Below are 17,701 nucleotides of genomic sequence, written 5' to 3'. Positions count from 1 at the left end.
CGAGGCGGAGGGGGACGATGGCAGGGGACAGTCGTTACGGCGAGGTGCGGGACGAGGATCTGCTCGCCCGTCATGTGCAGGGTGACCCGGATGCCTTCGGAGAGATCGTGCGGAGGCACCGGGACCGGCTGTGGGCGGTCGCGCTGCGGACACTGGGGGACCGGGAAGAGGCCGCCGACGCGGTGCAGGACGCGCTCGTGTCGGCATACCGGGCCGCGCACACCTTCCGGGGGCAGTCGGCCGTGACGACCTGGCTGCACCGGATCACGGTGAACGCCTGCCTGGACCGCATCCGCAAGGCCGCCTCACGGAAGACCGCGCCCGTCGACGACCCCGAGCGGCTGGAACAGCTCCTGGAGCCGCACGAGTCTGCCGCCGCTCCGGCCGAGCGCAACGACCTCCACCGCCAGCTCCTGGAGGCCCTCGGTACCCTTCCCGCCGAACAGCGGGCCGCGCTGATCCTGGTGGACATGCAGGGTTACCCCGTCGCCGAGGCCGCTCGGGTGCTGGACGTACCCACCGGAACGGTGAAGAGCCGCTGCGCGCGGGGCCGGGCCAGACTGCTTCCTCTGCTCAACCATCTGCGACCGGGCACAGCCGGCGATGTCGGAAAAGAACCCGGGGCGGGACGGAACCGGGTGCACGGGGCATCCGTCCCACCTCCGACAGGAGCTGCGGGCGAGGAAACCGAAGACTCCGGGCCGAATGGTTCAGCCGTCGTGAAGGGCGGAGGTGGGCGAGCATGACGTCCTCGACGGACACGACCGGGCACCCGGACGTCACCGAGATCTCCGACTTGGCGGAGGGGCTTCTTCCCTCGTCCCGCAGCGCGGAGCTGCGGGGCCACCTGGCGGGGTGCGGGGCGTGCACCGAGGTCCATGCCGCGCTGACGGAGATCCAGGATCTGCTGGGGGACCTCCCGGACGTACCCCCGATGCCCACGGACATCGCGGACCGGATCGACGCCGCCCTCGCCGCCGAGGCAGCGGTGCGAAGCGAACAGGCGAATTCCGTCAGTCCCGGCCGTCATGTTTCACGTGAAACACCAACACCACCGGACCGCCCCGCCAGGCGTTCCCGGACCACTACCGGCCCCGGCCGGAAAGAGCGCTCCCGCAGCCGTCGCCGCACCGCCGCGCTGGGCGCCGTACTCACCGCTGCCGTCCTCGGGGCCGGGTCTCTGCTCGGGCAGTCCCTCGGCGACAACGCCTCCGGCAAGGCGGCGCAGAGCACCGCGGCGTCCGCCGTCGGCACCTTCTCCGGGGCCAGCGTGCAGACTCAGGTGTCGGACCTGCTCACTGCCCGCGAGGGGCTGCAGCGGGGCAGTCAGCGCCCGCAGCAGGACGCCGAGACGGGCCTCGCGCCCCCAGGGCCTACGCAGAGTGCGAACACCCTCATCCAGACCGAGGTCCCGGTACCCGACTGTGTCCGGCGGGCGCTCCACTCCGACGAAACGGTTCTGGGGGCGAAGAGCGGCACCTACGCCGACAAGAGCGCCTACCTCGTCGTGGTGCCCGACAAGGCCGACAGCAGGCGCGTCACGGCCTATGTGGTCGACGCTTCCTGCGCCTCCAAGGAGGCGGCGGCCGCCGGGAGTGTGCTCCTGAAGCAGAGTCTCGTCCGTTAGCGAAACGGCGTACGCCTCGGCTCAGCCGGCCTCTCCCCGTCCGGACCGTGTGAGCCGTCGCGTGACCGCGCATCCGGGGAATGTGCGCCCCTTAGGATCGGTTGGGTGGTGTGAGAGTCCCGGCAGGGGCTCCCACCGGTCGGCCGACACAGACCAGAGACGAGGAACCAAGCCGTGAGCGACGTCCGTAATGTGATCATCATCGGCTCCGGGCCTGCGGGCTACACGGCGGCGCTGTACACCGCACGTGCGTCCCTGAAGCCCCTGGTGTTCGAGGGTGCCGTCACCGCCGGTGGCGCATTGATGAACACCACCGAGGTGGAGAACTTTCCGGGCTTCCCCACCGGCGTCATGGGCCCCGAGCTGATGGACAGCATGCGGGCGCAGGCCGAGCGCTTCGGCGCCGAGCTGCTGCCGGACGACATCGTCTCCGTCGACCTGACCGGCGATGTGAAGACCGTCACCGACACCGCCGGCACGGTCCACCGGGCCAGGGCCGTCATCGTCGCCACCGGCTCCCAGCACCGCAAGCTCGCGCTGCCCAACGAGGACGCGCTGTCCGGCCGCGGTGTCTCGTGGTGCGCCACCTGTGACGGCTTCTTCTTCCGGGACCAGGACATCGCCGTCATCGGCGGCGGCGACACCGCGATGGAGGAGGCGACCTTCCTCTCCCGGTTCGCCAAGTCTGTGACGATCATCCACCGCCGGGACACCCTGCGCGCCTCCAAGGCCATGCAGGAGCGCGCCTTCAACGACCCGAAGATCAAGTTCGCCTGGGACAGCGAGGTCGTCGAGATCCTGGGCGAGCAGAAGCTCGCCGGGCTGAAGCTGCGCAATCTCAAGACCGGCGAGCTGTCCGACCTGCCCGTCACGGGTCTGTTCATCGCCATCGGTCACGACCCGCGCACCGAGCTGTTCAAGGGCCAGCTCGACCTGGACGCGGAGGGCTACCTCAAGGTCGAGGCGCCCTCCACGCGGACCAACCTGCCCGGAGTCTTCGCCGCGGGTGATGTGGTCGACCACACCTACCGCCAGGCGATCACCGCGGCCGGCACCGGCTGCGCCTCGGCCCTGGACGCCGAGCGCTACCTCGCGTCCCTGCTGGACGAGGGCGGCCACGCCGAGCCCGAGAAGACCGCCCTCTGACCTACCCCTTCCCCCACCGAATGATCAAGTGAGGAGCCCGCTGTGGCCGGCACCGTGAAGAAAACGACTGACGACTCCTTCGACGAGGACGTCCTCAAGAGCGACAAGCCCGTCCTGGTGGACTTCTGGGCCGAGTGGTGCGGTCCGTGCCGCCAGATCGCCCCGTCCCTGGAGGCCATCGCCGCCGAGCACGGCGACAAGATCCAGATCGTCAAGCTGAACATCGACGAGAACCCGGCCACGGCCGCCAAGTACGGCGTCATGTCCATCCCGACGCTGAACGTCTACCAGGGTGGCGAGGTCGTCAAGACGATCGTCGGCGCCAAGCCGAAGGCGGCACTCGTCCGCGATCTGGACGACTTCATCAGCGGCTGACGTTTCACGTGAAACACGGCTCGCGAAGGGGCCGGCCCACTCGGGTCGGCCCCTTCGTCATGTCCCAGGTCCGGAAAACCGCGCCGACCGTCACAACGGCCGTAGCGCCGGTTCCTTGTGTACCGCTCCCAGCAGTCGGTCGAGGGCCATCTCCACGTCTTCCTTCCAGGAGAGCGTCGACCGCAGCTCCAGCCGGAGACGGGGGTGACGGGAGTGCTGGCGGACCGTCTTGAAGCCGACGGCGAGCAGATGGTCGGCCGGCAAGAGGCAGGCGGGCTCCTTCCAGCGGGTGTCGCCGAACGCCTCGATGGCCTTGAAGTTCCGGCGCAGCAGATCCTTGGCCACCGCCTGCACCAGCATCCGGCCCAACCCCTGCCCTTGGTAGCCGGGCATGATGAACGACGTGATGAGCTGAACGGCGTCCGGCGAGACCGGACTCGTGGGAAACGCCGTCGCACGCGGGACATAAGCCGCCGGCGCGTAGAGCACGTAGCCGACCGGCACGTCGTCGACGTAGGCGACCCGGCCGCAGGAGCCCCAGTCCAGCAGCACGGCGGAGATCCAGGACTCCTTCTCCACCTCCGCGGTGCCCTCGCGCACAGCGGCTTCGGCGCTGACCGGGTCCAGTTCCCAGAAGACGCACGAGCGGCACCGCTGGGGAAGGTCCTGAAGATTGTCCAGCGTGAGCGGTACGAGCCGACGCCCCATGAAAGCCGTTCCTCGCTTCCTTCGCCGGGTCACATCCGCTCGCATCGTATCCACGATGCGATTGCCTAGATACCGGCGCAAAGCAAAGAGCGGACCGTGTTCCGGTACACACCGGACACGGCCCGCTCGCACGGCCCCGCAGAGGGCGCCCTCGACCCGGGGCTACTCCTCGGAGCCGCCTTCCCGGAGCCCCTTCGGCAGGATCGGCCCCTCGCCCGGAGCCAGCGTGCCGAGAATGCGCTCAAGGTCGTCCACCGAGGCGAACTCGACGGTGATCTTGCCCTTCTTCTGACCGAGGTCGACCTTCACCCGAGTCTCGAAACGGTCGGAGAGTCGCGTCGCAAGATCGCTCAGCGCCGGGGAGACCAGGGCTCCGGCCCGGGGGCCCTTGGCACGCTGGGCCCGCTCGGGGCGCGAGCCCATCAGGGTCACGATCTCCTCCACGGCCCGCACGGAGAGCCCCTCGGCCACGATGCGGCGTGCCAGCCGGTCCTGCTCCTCGGAGTCCTCCACGGACAGCAGCGCCCGCGCATGACCGGCCGAGAGCACACCTGCGGCGACCCGCTTCTGCACGGTCGCCGAAAGCTTCAGCAGCCGCAGGGTGTTCGAGATCTGCGGACGGGAGCGCCCGATGCGGTCGGCCAACTGGTCGTGCGTGCAGTTGAAGTCCTTGAGCAACTGGTCGTAGGCGTGCGCCTCTTCCAGCGGGTTCAACTGCGCCCGGTGCAGGTTCTCCAGCAGGGCGTCCAGCAGCAGCTGCTCGTCATCCGTGGCGCGGACGATCGCCGGGATGGACTCCAGTTCCGCCTCACGGCTGGCCCGGAGTCGGCGCTCACCCATGATCAGTTCGTAGCGGTCGTCGCCCAGTTCCCGGACGACGACGGGCTGGAGCAGGCCGACCTCCTTGATGGAGACGACCAGTTCGTTCAGCGCGTCCTCGTCGAAGACCTCTCGCGGCTGGCGCGGATTCGGCGTGATGGACGCGAGCGGAAGCTCGGCGAAGTAGGCACCGGCGGGCGGCGCCGGCCGCTCGTCGGCCCGGCTTGCCGAAATCTCCTCCGGCTCCTGGACCGCCGACGGCAGGGCACCGCTCCGGCCGATGCCCGCCCTGCGGTCGGACGAGTGGGCCGGACCCGGTGCCGAGGCGGCGGACGAACCTCCGCCCAGCACGGCGGAAGCCGGGATCTTCTCAGTCGGTGCTGCGGGGATCAGTGCGCCAAGTCCTCGGCCCAGCCCCCTTCGTCGTTCACTCACTGCGTCCCCTCCACCATGCTCGGGTCGTTCTGGGTGCCGAGGTGGGCCTGGGTCGGGTCATAGCTGACTCCGACGCCCCTCAGCGCGATCTCTCGGGCGGCCTCGAGATAGGAGAGCGCGCCGCTCGATCCTGGATCGTAGGTCAGCACCGTCTGGCCGTAGCTGGGAGCCTCGGAGATACGGACCGAGCGGGGAATGCTCGTCCGCAGCACCTCGTCGCCGAAGTGGGTGCGCACCTCCTCCGCCACCTGAGAGGCGAGACGCGTCCGGCCGTCGTACATGGTGAGCAGGATCGTCGACACGTGCAGCGACTGGTTGAGGTGCCCCCGCACCAGGTCGACGTTGCGCAGGAGCTGACCCAGGCCCTCCAGCGCGTAGTACTCGCACTGGATCGGGATGAGCACCTCCTGGCCGGCCACGAGGGCGTTGACCGTCAACAGGCCCAGTGACGGCGGGCAGTCGATGAGGATGTAGTCCAAGGGCTGCTCGTACGCCTGGATCGCGCGCTCCAGCCGGCTCTCGCGCGCCACCAGGGAGACCAGCTCGATCTCAGCGCCGGCGAGGTCGATCGTGGCGGGCGCGCAGAAGAGGCCCTCGACATCGGGGACGGGCTGCACGACTTCGGCCAGGGGCCGACTGTCCACCAGCACGTCGTAGATGGAGGGGACTTCCGCGTGGTGGTCGATCCCCAGTGCCGTGGAGGCGTTCCCCTGCGGGTCGAGGTCGATCACCAGCACGCGGCCGCCGTGCAGGGCCAGGGAGGCGGCCAGGTTGACGGTCGTCGTGGTCTTGCCGACGCCGCCCTTCTGGTTGGCGACCACGATGACTCGGGTCTCCTCCGGCCTCGGCATGCCTTCCGCGGCGCGGCCGAGGGCGTCGACCGCCACCTGGGCCGCACGACCGATGGGAGTGTCGTCCATCGGAGGCGGTGTTTCACGTGAAACATCCGCCCCCCTCGATTCGGTACGGGGACCGGGGACCGGATCGGTCATCGGTCCCGCGATGTTGGCGTCGGACCGCAAGGATTCACTCTCCTCGACTACAGGCTCGCAATGAACAGAGCCTCCCATGCCTTCGGGGGCATGAACCAGTGAGCCCTGTCCTTCTGTGGAGAAGTCCACCTCTGTGGACAACTTCGGAACCCCTCCGGGTGAACCAACCGGTCGCCGGTCGAGGGGTTCTGCCGCGGCGCGACCGCGGCTGATGATGCCGTGCAGCAAGGAGCGACGTTTCACGTGAAACACGATGCACAGCCGCGAGGACCGGTGCTCTGCGACACTCCGGCCCGCCCTGCCGACTAGCCCGGCCGGGAAGAGAAATGCGCCCCCGGCGTCAGCCAGGGGCGCACTCGCGGGACCCAGGAGCCCGGGACTCAGCGGCGGCGCCGCGTCCGGCTCGTGCGGGCCGCCTTGGCACGCTTGGCGGCGAAGCGGACACCGCCGGGGCTCTCGCCGACCTCGACCCGGACCACCGTGGACAGCGGGTCCACCACGCCCTCACCGACCTGGAGTACGGAAGTGGAGACCGCGCCGAGCTTGCTGAGCGCGGTGGACGCCGCCTTCAGCTCCTCCTCGGCGGTGTCGCCCTTGAGCGCCAGCATCTCGCCGTAGGGCCGCAGCAGCGGGATGCCCCAGGTGGCCAGGCGGTCCAGCGGGGCCACGGCGCGGGCGGTCACCACATGGACCGGCGGCACCTTGCCCAGCATCTCCTCCGCGCGCCCCCGGACCACGGTGACATGATCGAGGCCCAGCAGTTCCACCACCTCGGTGAGGAACGTGGTGCGCCGCAGCAGGGGCTCCAGCAGGGTGATGTTGAGGTCTTCCCGGACCAGGGCCAGCGGAATGCCCGGCAGTCCCGCACCCGAGCCCACATCGCACACCGTCACCCCCTCGGGGACGGCCTCGGAGAGCACCGCGCAGTTCAGCAGGTGCCGCTCCCACAGCCGGGGCACCTCCCGCGGGCCGATCAGGCCACGCTGGACGCCGGCCTCGGCCAGCAGCTCCGCATAGCGGACCGCGTCATCGAAGCGATCGCCAAACACTTCCCGCGCCTGTTCGGGCGCGGGGGGAAGCTCCGCTGCCTCCGTCACGGGGACCGTCCTTCCGTACCGCGCCGGTGCATGGCGCACCGGCCCTCAGAACTACCAGGCTGACAAAGTTCGGCCCCGTCTGTTGGTCAGACGGGGCCGATGGAAATCATGGAGCCGATCAGGCGGGCAGCACGACGACGAACCGCTGGGGCTCCTCGCCCTCGGACTCGCTGCGCAGTCCCGCGCTCTTGATCGCGTCGTGGACGACCTTGCGCTCGAACGGGGTCATCGGCTTGAGCTTGACCGGCTCACCGCTGCTCCTGACCTCGGCGGCCGCCTCGGCGCCCAGCTCGGCCAGCTCGGTGCGCTTCTGCGCCCGGTAGCCCGCGATGTCCAGCATCAGCCGGCTGCGGTCACCGGTCTCGCGGTGCACGGCCAGGCGCGTCAGCTCCTGCAGGGCCTCCAGCACCTCGCCGTCCCGGCCGACCAACTTCTGCAGGTCGCGGCCCGACGCGTCACTGATGATCGAGACGGAGGCGCGGTCGGCCTCCACGTCCATGTCGATGTCGCCGTCGAGATCGGCGATGTCCAGCAGACCCTCGAGGTAGTCCGCAGCGATCTCACCCTCCTGCTCCAGGCGGGTGAGGGTGTCTGCACCCTCGGCGGCGGCGGTGGTGGTGCCTTCCGTCACGGGATGGGCTCCTTCTTACTTCTTGGACGAGGACTTGGGCCGCTGGCCACCCTTGCGCTGCCCGGACTGGGCCTTGCTGCGGGTGCCGGAGCCGGGCTTCGGAGTCTGCTGGGGAGGCGTCGGCCTGGTGTCCTCCGACTCCTCGGACTTGGTCAGCGAGGGAGGAGAGGCGGGCTCATCGGCCGGCTCGGCCTCGTGCGGCTGCTTCGGCCCCGACTGGCGCTGGGACTTGCTCTGCCGCTTGGGCTGCTGACGGCGCGGCGCGCCGGCGGCCGCGGTGGGCGTGCCGTCCTCGGCCTGAGCGACGGCCTGGCTGTCGCTCTTGACCACGTTTCCGTCGGCCTGGGCCACGAGACCGGCCTTGGTGAGCGAGTTGATGAACTTGCGCTCGGCCTCGTTGCGGTCGCGGCCCTTGGCGACGATCGCCTTGACGATCACCCGGGCGCTGCGGCTGCGGACCTTGCCGTGGTGCGTGACGTGACCGGTGAGGCGCTCCAGGTAGGCGGCCTGCGCCTTGGAGCCCGGAGTCGGGTTGTTGCGGATGACGTACATCTGCTGGCCCATGGTCCACACGTTGGTGGTCAGCCAGTAGACGAGGACACCGACCGGGAAGTTGATGCCGAAGACGGCGAACATGATCGGGAAGACGTACATCAGCATCTTCTGCTGCTGCATGAACGGGGTCTTCACCGAGGTGTCGACGTTCTTCGTCATGAGCTGGCGCTGCGTGTAGAACTGCGACGCCGACATCAGGATGATCATGATGGCGGTGACGACCCGCACATCGGTGACCGTGGCGTGCAGCGCAGCGAGCGTGTCGGCGTTGTCCTTGAACTTGGCCGCCAGCGGGGCACCGAAGATGTGCGCCTTACGGGCGCTCTCCAGCAGCGAGTCGTTGATGACGCCGATGGTCTTGCCCGACGCGATGCCGTTGAGCACGTGGTACAGGGCGAAGAAGAACGGCGACTGCGCCAGGATGGGAAGGCACGAGGAGAGCGGGTTGGTACCCGACTCCTTGTACAGCTTCATCATCTCTTCGGACTGGCGCTGCTTGTCGTTCTTGTAGCGCTCCTGGATCTTCTTCATCTCCGGCTGGAGCGTCTGCATCGCGCGCGTCGCCTTGATCTGCTTCACGAAGAGCGGGATCAGGCAGATGCGGATCAGGACCACCAGGGACACGATGGACAGGCCCCAGGCCCAACCCGTGTCAGGGCCGAAGATGGCTCCGTACACCGTGTGGAACTGGACGATGACCCAGGAGACGGGTGTCGTGATGAAGCTGAAGAAGCTGGCAATCGTGTCCACTAATCATGCTCCTTGGGCATGGGACGAGGTCTCTGCGGCCGGGCCCGAAGGTGGCTCGGAAGAAAGCTTCGCCTCGGTGGCCGGATCGGCGGAGTTCCCGCCCTTGCGTGCGCCCCAGGCGTTGCGCAGCATTTCGTGCCACCGCGGGCGCTTGCGCGGCGGGACATGGTCCACACCGCCCAGCGACCACGGATTGCAGCGGAGAATGCGCCAGGCCGTGAGAGCTGTTCCCTTGATGGCACCGTGCCGGTCGATGGCCGTGTAGCCGTAGTGGGAGCACGACGGGTAGTACTTGCAGACCGGCCCCAGCAGAGGACTGATCGTCCACTGGTACAGCTTGATCAGAGCCAGTAGCGGGTACTTCATCGCGTGCCCCCTCCCAGTAGCCGCTGGATAGCGGCGTCCAGGTCTTGGGCCAGCCGTGCGTGGTCCGCGTCGCCCGATCCGGGCAGCGCGCGTACGACTACCAGGCTACCGGGGGGAAACAGGGCGACTCGGTCACGCATCAGGTGACGCAGTCTGCGCTTGACGGTATTGCGGACGACCGCGTTGCCCACGGCCTTGCTCACGACGAAACCCGCACGCGTCGGGGAAGCGCTCTCCCCAGGCGCGTGCGGGTCCGTGACACCGCTACGAAGGTGGACGACGAGAGTCGGGCGACCGGCCCGGCGTCCTCGTCGGACCGCGGATGCGAAGTCCTCGCGCCGCCTCAGCCGGTTTTCGAGGGGCAGCACGATGTCATGACCTGATCGGGATCAGGCGGACAGACGGGCGCGACCCTTGCTGCGGCGGGTCGCCAGGATGGCGCGGCCGGCACGGGTACGCATACGCAGCCGGAAGCCGTGGGTCTTCGCGCGACGACGGTTGTTCGGCTGGAAGGTGCGCTTGCTCACTCGGGGGCTCCAGAAGAAATCGGTAGTGGCGGGGTGCCGTCCTGGCTGTCACCGTGCGCCCACGAGTAGCTCGCGTCACGCCCGAGTGCACCGCTTCCCGATCACCTGAAGCGATCTGTGCCCATCGGAGGCAGGCGGCAGCAGCCATCGACAACTCGACCTGGTTACGGTACGCGCGGCTACGCCATCCGGTCAAACCGGCGCCCGTCGGGGGAGACTGTCCACAGGCTGGGGACAACAACTTGAACCCTACCGGTTGCCCTGACTACCGTGGCTGGACCCCGATTCGTTCCCTTGTCCCCGCACGACCGGGATTGCCCGGCCCAGTCCGGCCCGTCCACCGATTTTCATCCCGACCCATCCCACGACCACATCTTCGTGGGACCTGCGAGAGAGCGTGCCCTGTGGCTGACGTACCTGCCGATCTTGCCGCAGTGTGGCCACGCGTACTGGAGGAACTCCTGGGCGAGGGCCGGGGCCAGGGCGTCGAGACGAAGGACGAGCACTGGATCAGGCGCTGCCAGCCGCTGGCCCTGGTCGCGGACACCGCACTGCTCGCCGTGCCGAACGAATTCGCCAAGAACGTACTCGAGGGCCGCCTGGCCCCGGTCGTCAGCGAGACCCTGAGCCGTGAGTGCGGCCGGCCCATCCGGATCGCCATCACGGTGGACGACTCCGTCGGCGGCCCCGCGACCCCCCAGCAGTCCGCCGGCCACGAGCAGCCCGACTCCCGCGACCGCGACCGCGACCAGCGCGAGCAGAGCGCCCCGCCGCGCTACGAGGAGCCGGAACTGCCCTCCGGTCCCTACGAGGGCTACGGCCGCCACCGCGCCGACGACCAGCAGCGCCAGGGCGACGGGCCGGCCGGCCGCGGCGAACGCCCGCCGACCGCCCGCGAGGAGCGGATGCCGACGGCCCGCCCCACCTACCCGGCCGAGTACCAGCGCCCCGAGCCGGGCGCCTGGCCGCGCTCCGGCCAGGACGACTACGGCTGGCAGCAGCCCCGCCTCGGCTACCCCGAGCGCGACCCCTACGCCTCCCCCTCCCAGGACTCCTACGGCGGTGCGCCGGACTACCGCGCGCCCGGCCGCGAGCGAGGGGGATACGAGCAGCAGCGCCCCGACTACGACGCCCCGCGCCCGGAGTACGGCGCGCCCCGCGCCGAGTACGACCAGCGCGACCCGGTCCGGCGCGAGCGGCCCGAGCCGCCCTCGGACAACGGTGCCGGACGGCGCGGCGGCGGGACCGGGCGTCCCGAGCTGCCGTCCACCGGCCGCGGCGGCTCCGGCTCGTCGTCCTCGTCGCCCCCGAGTGCCGGGGGCCCCGGTGAGCCGACCGCGCGGCTGAACCCGAAGTACCTCTTCGACACCTTCGTCATCGGCGCCTCCAACCGCTTCGCGCACGCGGCCGCGGTGGCCGTCGCCGAGGCTCCGGCCAAGGCGTACAACCCCCTCTTCATCTACGGGGAGTCGGGGCTCGGCAAGACACACCTGCTGCACGCGATCGGGCACTACGCGCGCAGCCTGTACCCCGGCACGCGGGTGCGCTACGTCAGCTCCGAGGAGTTCACCAACGAGTTCATCAACTCCATCCGCGACGGCAAGGGCGACAGCTTCCGCAAGCGGTACCGGGAGATGGACATCCTGCTCGTCGACGACATCCAGTTCCTCGCGGACAAGGAGTCGACGCAGGAGGAGTTCTTCCACACCTTCAACACGCTGCACAACGCCAACAAGCAGATCGTGCTGTCCTCCGACCGGCCGCCCAAGCAGCTCGTCACCCTGGAGGACCGGCTGCGCAACCGCTTCGAGTGGGGTCTGATCACCGACGTCCAGCCGCCCGAGCTGGAGACGCGGATCGCGATCCTGCGCAAGAAGGCGGTGCAGGAGCAGCTCAACGCCCCGCCGGAGGTGCTGGAGTTCATCGCCTCCCGGATCTCGCGGAACATCCGTGAGCTGGAGGGCGCGCTGATCCGGGTGACGGCCTTCGCCTCGCTCAACCGGCAGCCGGTGGACCTGGGGCTCACCGAGATCGTGCTCAAGGACCTGATCCCCGGGGGCGAGGACTCCGCCCCGGAGATCACGGCGACGGCCATCATGGCGGCCACCGCGGACTACTTCGGGCTCACCGTGGACGACCTGTGCGGCACCTCGCGCGGCCGCGCGCTGGTCACCGCCCGGCAGATCGCCATGTACCTGTGCCGCGAGCTGACGGACCTGTCGCTGCCGAAGATCGGTGCGCAGTTCGGCGGCCGCGACCACACCACCGTCATGCACGCGGACCGCAAGATCCGGGCGCTGATGGCCGAGCGACGCTCGATCTACAACCAGGTCACCGAACTGACGAACCGCATCAAGAACGGCTGAGGCCGACCGCGCGACGGCCCCCAGGGCGCTCCGGGAGATCACCGGGGCGCCCTTCGCCGTTCCTGCGGGAAGCGTCCGCCGGACAGGCGGTCGGGGGAACGCCGGCCCTGAGGAAGGGCGGTGGAAGGCGCCGGCGCGCCGCCCCTGGACGTCTGCCGGCCCCGCCCTCGCCGCTCGCCGCTCACCCGCATGCCGCCCCGCCGACTCCGGGAGTCAGTCCTCCGGGCGGCCACTCGGCGCCTGCGGCCGGTACCCGAAAGCCCCTTCCACCCCCGATCCGAGCCGCTCGAGCCCTCCGCGTCCCCTCTCCGGCTTCCAACCCCCGTGTCTTCCCAGCAACCTTGTGTTCGATTCACCGCCCGGTTACGGCCTCCCTCCACAGATTTCCCGACTTTCTTCCGCCCACAGGCTGGGGACTGCGAAGTTGTCCCAAGCTGCGTCCACAGGGAGGCTGGGGGTTGAGCATCCGTGCAGCTCAGAGGGTTGTGGATTCGTGGATGAACGATCTCCACAGGGTGTGGACAAGAACTCCGTCCACACCCTGTGCGTAACGTTGTCCACGGCTGGACCCACAGGTTGGGGTCGGTTGTCCCCAGCAGAAGGCAGCTTCTCCACATCACTGTCCACTGTTCGGCAACGTCACGGGCCCGGTCACTGCGTCGAGTGAAAGCCGTCACACGAAACTGCCAACAGCCCCTGTGGGAAACGACGCCGAACCTGGGGACGTAGCTGGGGAGAACTCGCCCTGTCCTGGGGACGGTGTGTGCAGAACTTTCTGTTCTCCACAGAGAGGCCGAGTTGTCCACGGGCTCCACCCACAGGGGCAGTGGATAAAATTTGGGGTCTGACCTGGGAAAACGGGGTTATCCACGGTATCCACAGGCCCTACTACTACTCCCGACTAGAGAGAGCTAGGAATCCGTCTCGAAGCGGGGCCTGTGCACAACTCGCTGTTTCGCTCTCAGCTGCCGCTCGACCCGACTTGACCCCGACCGGCACCTGCTGTCAGCGCGGTGCGTCAGACTGGTCACCGGTGTCCTTCCCCCGGCAACGGGAGGCGACACCGAGTCGGAGGACTCAGAAGGCAACAGCAGGAGGCGGCTTACGGTGAAGATCCGGGTGGAACGCGACGTACTCGCGGAGGCAGTGGCGTGGGCGGCACGCAGCCTCCCGGCCCGTCCGCCGGCGCCTGTCCTCGCCGGCCTGCTGCTGAAGGCCGAGGAGGGCCAGCTCAGCCTGTCGGGCTTCGACTACGAGGTCTCCGCCCGGGTGGGCGTCGAGGCCGAGGTCGAGGAGGAGGGCACGGTCCTGGTCTCCGGCCGCCTGCTCGCCGACATCTGCCGCGCGCTGCCCAACCGCCCGGTGGAGATCTCCACCGACGGTGTGCGGGCGACCGTGGTCTGCGGCTCCTCGCGGTTCACGCTCCACACCCTGCCGGTGGAGGAGTACCCGGCGCTGCCGCAGATGCCGACCGCCACGGGCACCGTTCCCGGCGAGGTCTTCGCGGCCGCCGCGTCCCAGGTGGCCATCGCCGCCGGCCGCGACGACACGCTGCCCGTCCTCACCGGTGTGCGCATCGAGATCGAGGGCGACACCGTCACCCTGGCCTCCACCGACCGCTACCGCTTCGCGGTCCGTGAGTTCCTGTGGAAGCCGGAGAACCCGGACGCCTCCGCGGTGGCCCTGGTCCCCGCCAAGACGCTGCTGGACACCGCCAAGTCGCTCGGTGCCGGTGACAGCGTCACCCTGGCGCTCTCCGGCTCCGGTTCGGGCGAGGGCCTCATCGGCTTCGAGGGCGCCGGCCGCCGCACCACCACGCGGCTGCTCGAGGGCGACCTGCCGAAGTACCGCACGCTGTTCCCGACGGAGTTCAACTCGGTCGCCGTGATCGAGACCGCCCCCTTCGTGGAGGCCGTCAAGCGCGTCGCCCTGGTCGCCGAGCGGAACACCCCGGTGCGGCTGAGCTTCGAGCAGGGCGTGCTGATCCTGGAGGCGGGATCCAGCGACGACGCACAGGCTGTGGAAAGGGTCGACGCCCAGCTCGACGGCGACGACATCTCGATCGCCTTCAACCCGACCTTCCTGCTGGACGGTCTGAGCGCCATCGACTCCCCCGTGGCCCAGCTCTCGTTCACCACCTCGACCAAGCCGGCGCTGCTCAGCGGCAAGCCCGCGCTGGACGCGGAGGCGGACGACGCCTACAAGTACCTGATCATGCCGGTGCGCCTGAGCGGCTGAGCCGGGCTCCCCGAGGCGGGGCCGCTGGCAAAAGCCCAGGTGGGGGCGTACGTATGAGCGCCCGTACCCACAGTTGTGCAGGACGGGTCGCCGTTAGGCTCGGTGCCGGGCACCCATGTGCCCGGCACGCCACACAAGCGACCTAAGGAACAACTGATGGAGCTCGGTCTCGTCGGCCTCGGCAAGATGGGCGGCAACATGCGCGAGCGCATCCGCCGCGCAGGCCACACCGTCATCGGATACGACCGCAACGCGGACCTCGCGGACGTCCACAGCCTCGAAGAGCTTGTGGGCAGGCTCAGCGCTCCGCGCGTGGTCTGGGTGATGGTCCCCGCGGGGGAGGCGACGCAGGGAGTCGTCGACCGGCTCGGCGAGCTGCTGGAGCCCGGCGACGTGGTCGTGGACGGCGGCAACTCCCGCTGGACGGACGACGAGAAGCACGCCGAGGAGCTGGCGGCCAAGGGCATAGGCTTCGTCGACTGCGGCGTCTCCGGCGGTGTCCACGGCCTGGCGAACGGCTACGCGCTGATGTACGGCGGCGACGAGGAGAACGTGGCCAGGGTGCGGCCCGTCTTCGACGCGCTGAAGCCCGAGGGCGACTTCGGCTCCGTACACGCCGGCAAGGTCGGCGCGGGCCACTTCTCGAAGATGGTCCACAACGGCATCGAGTACGCCATGATGCAGGCGTATGCCGAGGGCTGGGAGCTGCTGGAGAAGGTCGACTCCGTGGAGAACGTCCGCGAGATCTTCCGCTCCTGGCAGGAGGGCACGGTCATCCGTTCCTGGCTGCTCGACCTCGCGGTCAACGCGCTGGACGACGACGAGCACCTGGAGGGCCTGCGGGGCTACGCGCAGGACTCGGGTGAGGGACGCTGGACGGTGGAGGCCGCGATCGACAACGCGGTGCCGCTGCCCGCGATCACCGCTTCGCTGTTCGCGCGGTTCACCTCGCGGCAGGACGACTCGCCGCAGATGAAGATGATCGCCGCGCTGCGCAACCAGTTCGGCGGTCACGCCGTCGAGAAGAAGGCCTGACCAGCAAGAAGAAGTAGTCCACAGGGTCACCGCGGTGATCCACAGACTGTTGAGGGAGGTCGGCGAACGACCATGCACGTCACGCATCTCTCGCTGGCCGACTTCCGCTCGTACGCCCGGGCCGAGGTTCCGCTCGGCTCGGGCGTCACCGCCTTCGTCGGCCCCAACGGGCAGGGGAAGACCAATCTCGTCGAGGCCGTCGGCTACCTGGCCACCCTCGGCAGCCACCGGGTCTCCGCCGACGCCCCCCTGGTCCGCATGGGCGCCGAGCGTGCCGTGGTCCGGGCGCAGGTCCGTCAGGGCGAACGGCAGCAGCTCGTCGAGCTGGAGCTGAACCCCGGCCGCGCCAACCGGGCCCGGATCAACCGGTCCTCGCAGGTCAGGCCGCGTGACGTACTCGGCATCGTGCGGACCGTGCTGTTCGCGCCGGAGGACCTCGCGCTGATCAAGGGCGACCCCGGTGAGCGCCGCCGCTTCCTGGACGAGCTGATCACCGCGCGTGCCCCGCGCATGGCGGGCGTCCGCTCCGACTACGAGCGGGTGCTCAAGCAGCGCAACACCCTGCTGAAGTCGGCCGCCCTCGCACGCCGGCACGGCGGCCGCTCCATGGACCTCTCCACGCTGGACGTGTGGGACCAGCACCTCGCGCACGCGGGCGCCGAACTGCTGGCCCAGCGCCTGGACCTGATCGGGGTGCTCCAGCCGCTCGCGGACAAGGCGTACGAGCAGCTCGCGCCCGGCGGCGGACCCGTCGCGCTGGAGTACAAGCCCTCCGCGCCCGGCACCGCGCACACCCGCGAGGAGCTGGTGGGGCAACTGCTGGCCGCGCTCGCCGAGGCGCGCAGGCAGGAGATCGAGCGGGGCGTCACCCTGGTCGGTCCGCACCGCGACGACCTGGTGCTGCGTCTGGGCCGTCTCCCCGCCAAGGGCTACGCCTCGCACGGCGAGTCCTGGTCCTACGCGCTCGCGCTGCGCCTGGCCTCCTACGACCTGCTGCGTGCCGAGGGCAACGAGCCGGTGCTGATCCTGGACGACGTCTTCGCCGAGCTGGACGCCCGCCGCCGGGAGCGGCTGGCCGAGCTGGTGGCGCCCGGCGAGCAGGTGCTGGTGACGGCCGCGGTCGACGACGACGTGCCGCACGTCCTGGCGGGCGCCCGGTACGCGGTGTCCGACGGCGCGGTGGAGCCGGTATGAGCGAGGGCGGCGAGCAGGACCGCAGGGCGCCGGAGCCGTCCGGTGTCGACCTCGCGCGGGTGGCCCTGCGCGCGGCGAAGGAGCAGGCACGCGCGCGTGGGGACGCGGCGCGGCAGAAGAAGCAGGCGCGGCGCGGCGGCGGCCTGCGGTCCGGGGCACGGGCGGACGGCCGCGATCCGATGGCGCTGGGCGCGGCGATCAACCGGCTGCTGAACGAGCGCGGCTGGGAGGCCCCGGCGGCGGTCGGCGGGGTCATGGGCCGCTGGCCGCAGATCGTCGGCGAGGACCTGGCGAAGCACTGCGTGCCGCAGCGGTACGACGAGGACGAGCGGGTGCTGTCGGTCTCGTGCGACTCGACGGCGTGGGCGACGCAGCTCCGGCTCCTGGCGCCGACGCTCGTGGCCCGGCTGAACGAGGACCTCGGTCACGGCACGGTCCGGCTGATCAAGGTGAACGGTCCGGGCGCCCCGGTGCGCAGGTACGGGCCGCTGAGGGCCCCCGGGAGCGCCGGTCCGGGCGACACCTACGGGTGACGTACCTCACGTCTGACCAGCCAGGCGTATGGGCACTCCGCGGCCGTACGGGTGTGCGGATCAGCGGCCGATCACGGGCCGATCCCCCGATGGACAAGGGCTGACGGTCCGAAGCCCTGAGTGCCGCTGTGAGCCCCTTGCAGCCCCCTTCCCCATATCGGGACCCGATCGGGGCCGGTTCAGGGCGGCACATGCGTACTCAGGTGCCCGCAAGCCCCCATCATTGTCAGTGCTACCGGTAGACTGGAAGGCGATCCCGCCCCAATCGTGGGGACCGTCCGGGAAAAGCTGAGCAACGCTGATTCAG

The 17,701-nt window shown here is 69.8% G+C and carries 18 protein-coding genes; 9 read left to right on the top strand and 9 right to left on the bottom strand.

The genetic code is table 11. The features are described from left to right. Positions 1-17: 17 nt before the first annotated feature. From sigM to trxA, 4 genes are all read left to right on the top strand, one after another. Entirely contained in the window at positions 18-746 is a 729-nt protein-coding gene (gene sigM / locus ACWCV3_RS09120) for an RNA polymerase sigma factor SigM (protein ID WP_451220625.1), read from the top strand. Further along, positions 743-1,627: a hypothetical protein gene (locus ACWCV3_RS09115; RefSeq protein WP_451220622.1), complete on the top strand. Its 885-nt coding sequence runs from the start codon at positions 743-745 to the stop codon at positions 1,625-1,627. Before sigM ends, ACWCV3_RS09115 begins: the two co-directional genes overlap by 4 nt. A gap of 174 nt (positions 1,628-1,801) precedes the next feature. Then, positions 1,802-2,773, top strand: a complete 972-nt coding sequence (gene trxB / locus ACWCV3_RS09110; protein ID WP_451220619.1) for a thioredoxin-disulfide reductase — start codon at positions 1,802-1,804, stop codon at positions 2,771-2,773. A gap of 42 nt (positions 2,774-2,815) precedes the next feature. Next, the gene (gene trxA, locus ACWCV3_RS09105) at positions 2,816-3,148 is read left to right on the top strand and encodes a thioredoxin (protein ID WP_161187265.1); all 333 of its coding nucleotides are present in this window, start codon (positions 2,816-2,818) and stop codon (positions 3,146-3,148) included. 90 nt (positions 3,149-3,238) lie between these two features. On the opposite strand, the gene ACWCV3_RS09100 is transcribed toward trxA, so the two are convergent. The 9 genes from ACWCV3_RS09100 to rpmH all read right to left on the bottom strand — a co-directional run bounded on the left by ACWCV3_RS09100 (position 3,239) and on the right by rpmH (position 10,028). Next, positions 3,239-3,856, bottom strand: coding sequence for a GNAT family N-acetyltransferase (locus ACWCV3_RS09100; RefSeq protein ID WP_161187264.1), 618 nt, complete (start codon positions 3,854-3,856; stop codon positions 3,239-3,241). Between the two features lie 162 nt (positions 3,857-4,018). Next, positions 4,019-5,110: a ParB/RepB/Spo0J family partition protein gene (locus ACWCV3_RS09095; protein WP_451220615.1), complete on the bottom strand. Its 1,092-nt coding sequence runs from the start codon at positions 5,108-5,110 to the stop codon at positions 4,019-4,021. Beyond that, on the bottom strand, positions 5,107-6,180 hold the full coding sequence (locus ACWCV3_RS09090) for a ParA family protein (protein ID WP_451220612.1): 1,074 nt from the start codon (positions 6,178-6,180) through the stop codon (positions 5,107-5,109). The genes ACWCV3_RS09095 and ACWCV3_RS09090 overlap by 4 nt, the downstream gene beginning before the upstream one ends. 302 nt (positions 6,181-6,482) lie before the next feature. After that, the gene (gene rsmG / locus ACWCV3_RS09085) at positions 6,483-7,199 is read right to left on the bottom strand and encodes a 16S rRNA (guanine(527)-N(7))-methyltransferase RsmG (RefSeq protein WP_451220610.1); all 717 of its coding nucleotides are present in this window, start codon (positions 7,197-7,199) and stop codon (positions 6,483-6,485) included. 118 nt (positions 7,200-7,317) lie between these two features. After that, positions 7,318-7,830 carry a Jag family protein gene (locus tag ACWCV3_RS09080; protein ID WP_451220607.1) on the bottom strand — a complete coding sequence of 171 codons (513 nt, stop codon included), beginning with the start codon at positions 7,828-7,830 and terminating at the stop codon, positions 7,318-7,320. A gap of 15 nt (positions 7,831-7,845) precedes the next feature. Next, a complete protein-coding gene (gene yidC / locus ACWCV3_RS09075; protein ID WP_451220604.1) occupies positions 7,846-9,135 on the bottom strand; it encodes a membrane protein insertase YidC in 1,290 nt (429 codons plus the stop codon). A 3-nt stretch (positions 9,136-9,138) separates the two neighbouring features. Further along, positions 9,139-9,501, bottom strand: coding sequence for a membrane protein insertion efficiency factor YidD (gene yidD, locus ACWCV3_RS09070; protein WP_030806014.1), 363 nt, complete (start codon positions 9,499-9,501; stop codon positions 9,139-9,141). Beyond that, positions 9,498-9,869 (bottom strand): ribonuclease P protein component, encoded by a 372-nt coding sequence (gene rnpA / locus ACWCV3_RS09065; RefSeq protein ID WP_451220601.1) that lies wholly within the window; start codon positions 9,867-9,869, stop codon positions 9,498-9,500. Before rnpA ends, yidD begins: the two co-directional genes overlap by 4 nt. Positions 9,870-9,890: 21 nt before the next feature. Further along, positions 9,891-10,028, bottom strand: a complete 138-nt coding sequence (rpmH, locus tag ACWCV3_RS09060; protein WP_003975051.1) for a 50S ribosomal protein L34 — start codon at positions 10,026-10,028, stop codon at positions 9,891-9,893. A gap of 53 nt (positions 10,029-10,081) precedes the next feature. On the opposite strand from rpmH, the gene dnaA reads away from it, so the two are divergent. The 5 genes from dnaA (at position 10,082) to ACWCV3_RS09035 (ending at position 17,394) form a co-directional block, all read left to right on the top strand. Continuing rightward, the gene (gene dnaA, locus ACWCV3_RS09055) at positions 10,082-12,394 is read left to right on the top strand and encodes a chromosomal replication initiator protein DnaA (protein WP_451220598.1); all 2,313 of its coding nucleotides are present in this window, start codon (positions 10,082-10,084) and stop codon (positions 12,392-12,394) included. Positions 12,395-13,501: 1,107 nt separating this feature from the next. Then, positions 13,502-14,632 (top strand): DNA polymerase III subunit beta, encoded by a 1,131-nt coding sequence (dnaN, locus tag ACWCV3_RS09050; RefSeq protein ID WP_030806004.1) that lies wholly within the window; start codon positions 13,502-13,504, stop codon positions 14,630-14,632. 156 nt (positions 14,633-14,788) lie between these two features. Next, a complete protein-coding gene (gnd, locus tag ACWCV3_RS09045) occupies positions 14,789-15,667 on the top strand; it encodes a phosphogluconate dehydrogenase (NAD(+)-dependent, decarboxylating) (protein ID WP_451220595.1) in 879 nt (292 codons plus the stop codon). Between the two features lie 72 nt (positions 15,668-15,739). Beyond that, a complete protein-coding gene (recF, locus tag ACWCV3_RS09040) occupies positions 15,740-16,861 on the top strand; it encodes a DNA replication/repair protein RecF (protein ID WP_451220593.1) in 1,122 nt (373 codons plus the stop codon). Next, a complete protein-coding gene (locus ACWCV3_RS09035) occupies positions 16,858-17,394 on the top strand; it encodes a DUF721 domain-containing protein (protein WP_451220590.1) in 537 nt (178 codons plus the stop codon). Before recF ends, ACWCV3_RS09035 begins: the two co-directional genes overlap by 4 nt. Positions 17,395-17,701 lie beyond the last annotated feature (307 nt).

The sequence above is a fragment of the Streptomyces sp. NPDC001781 genome, from assembly GCF_053596035.1.
This window is presented reverse-complemented; position numbering and strand designations above follow the sequence as displayed.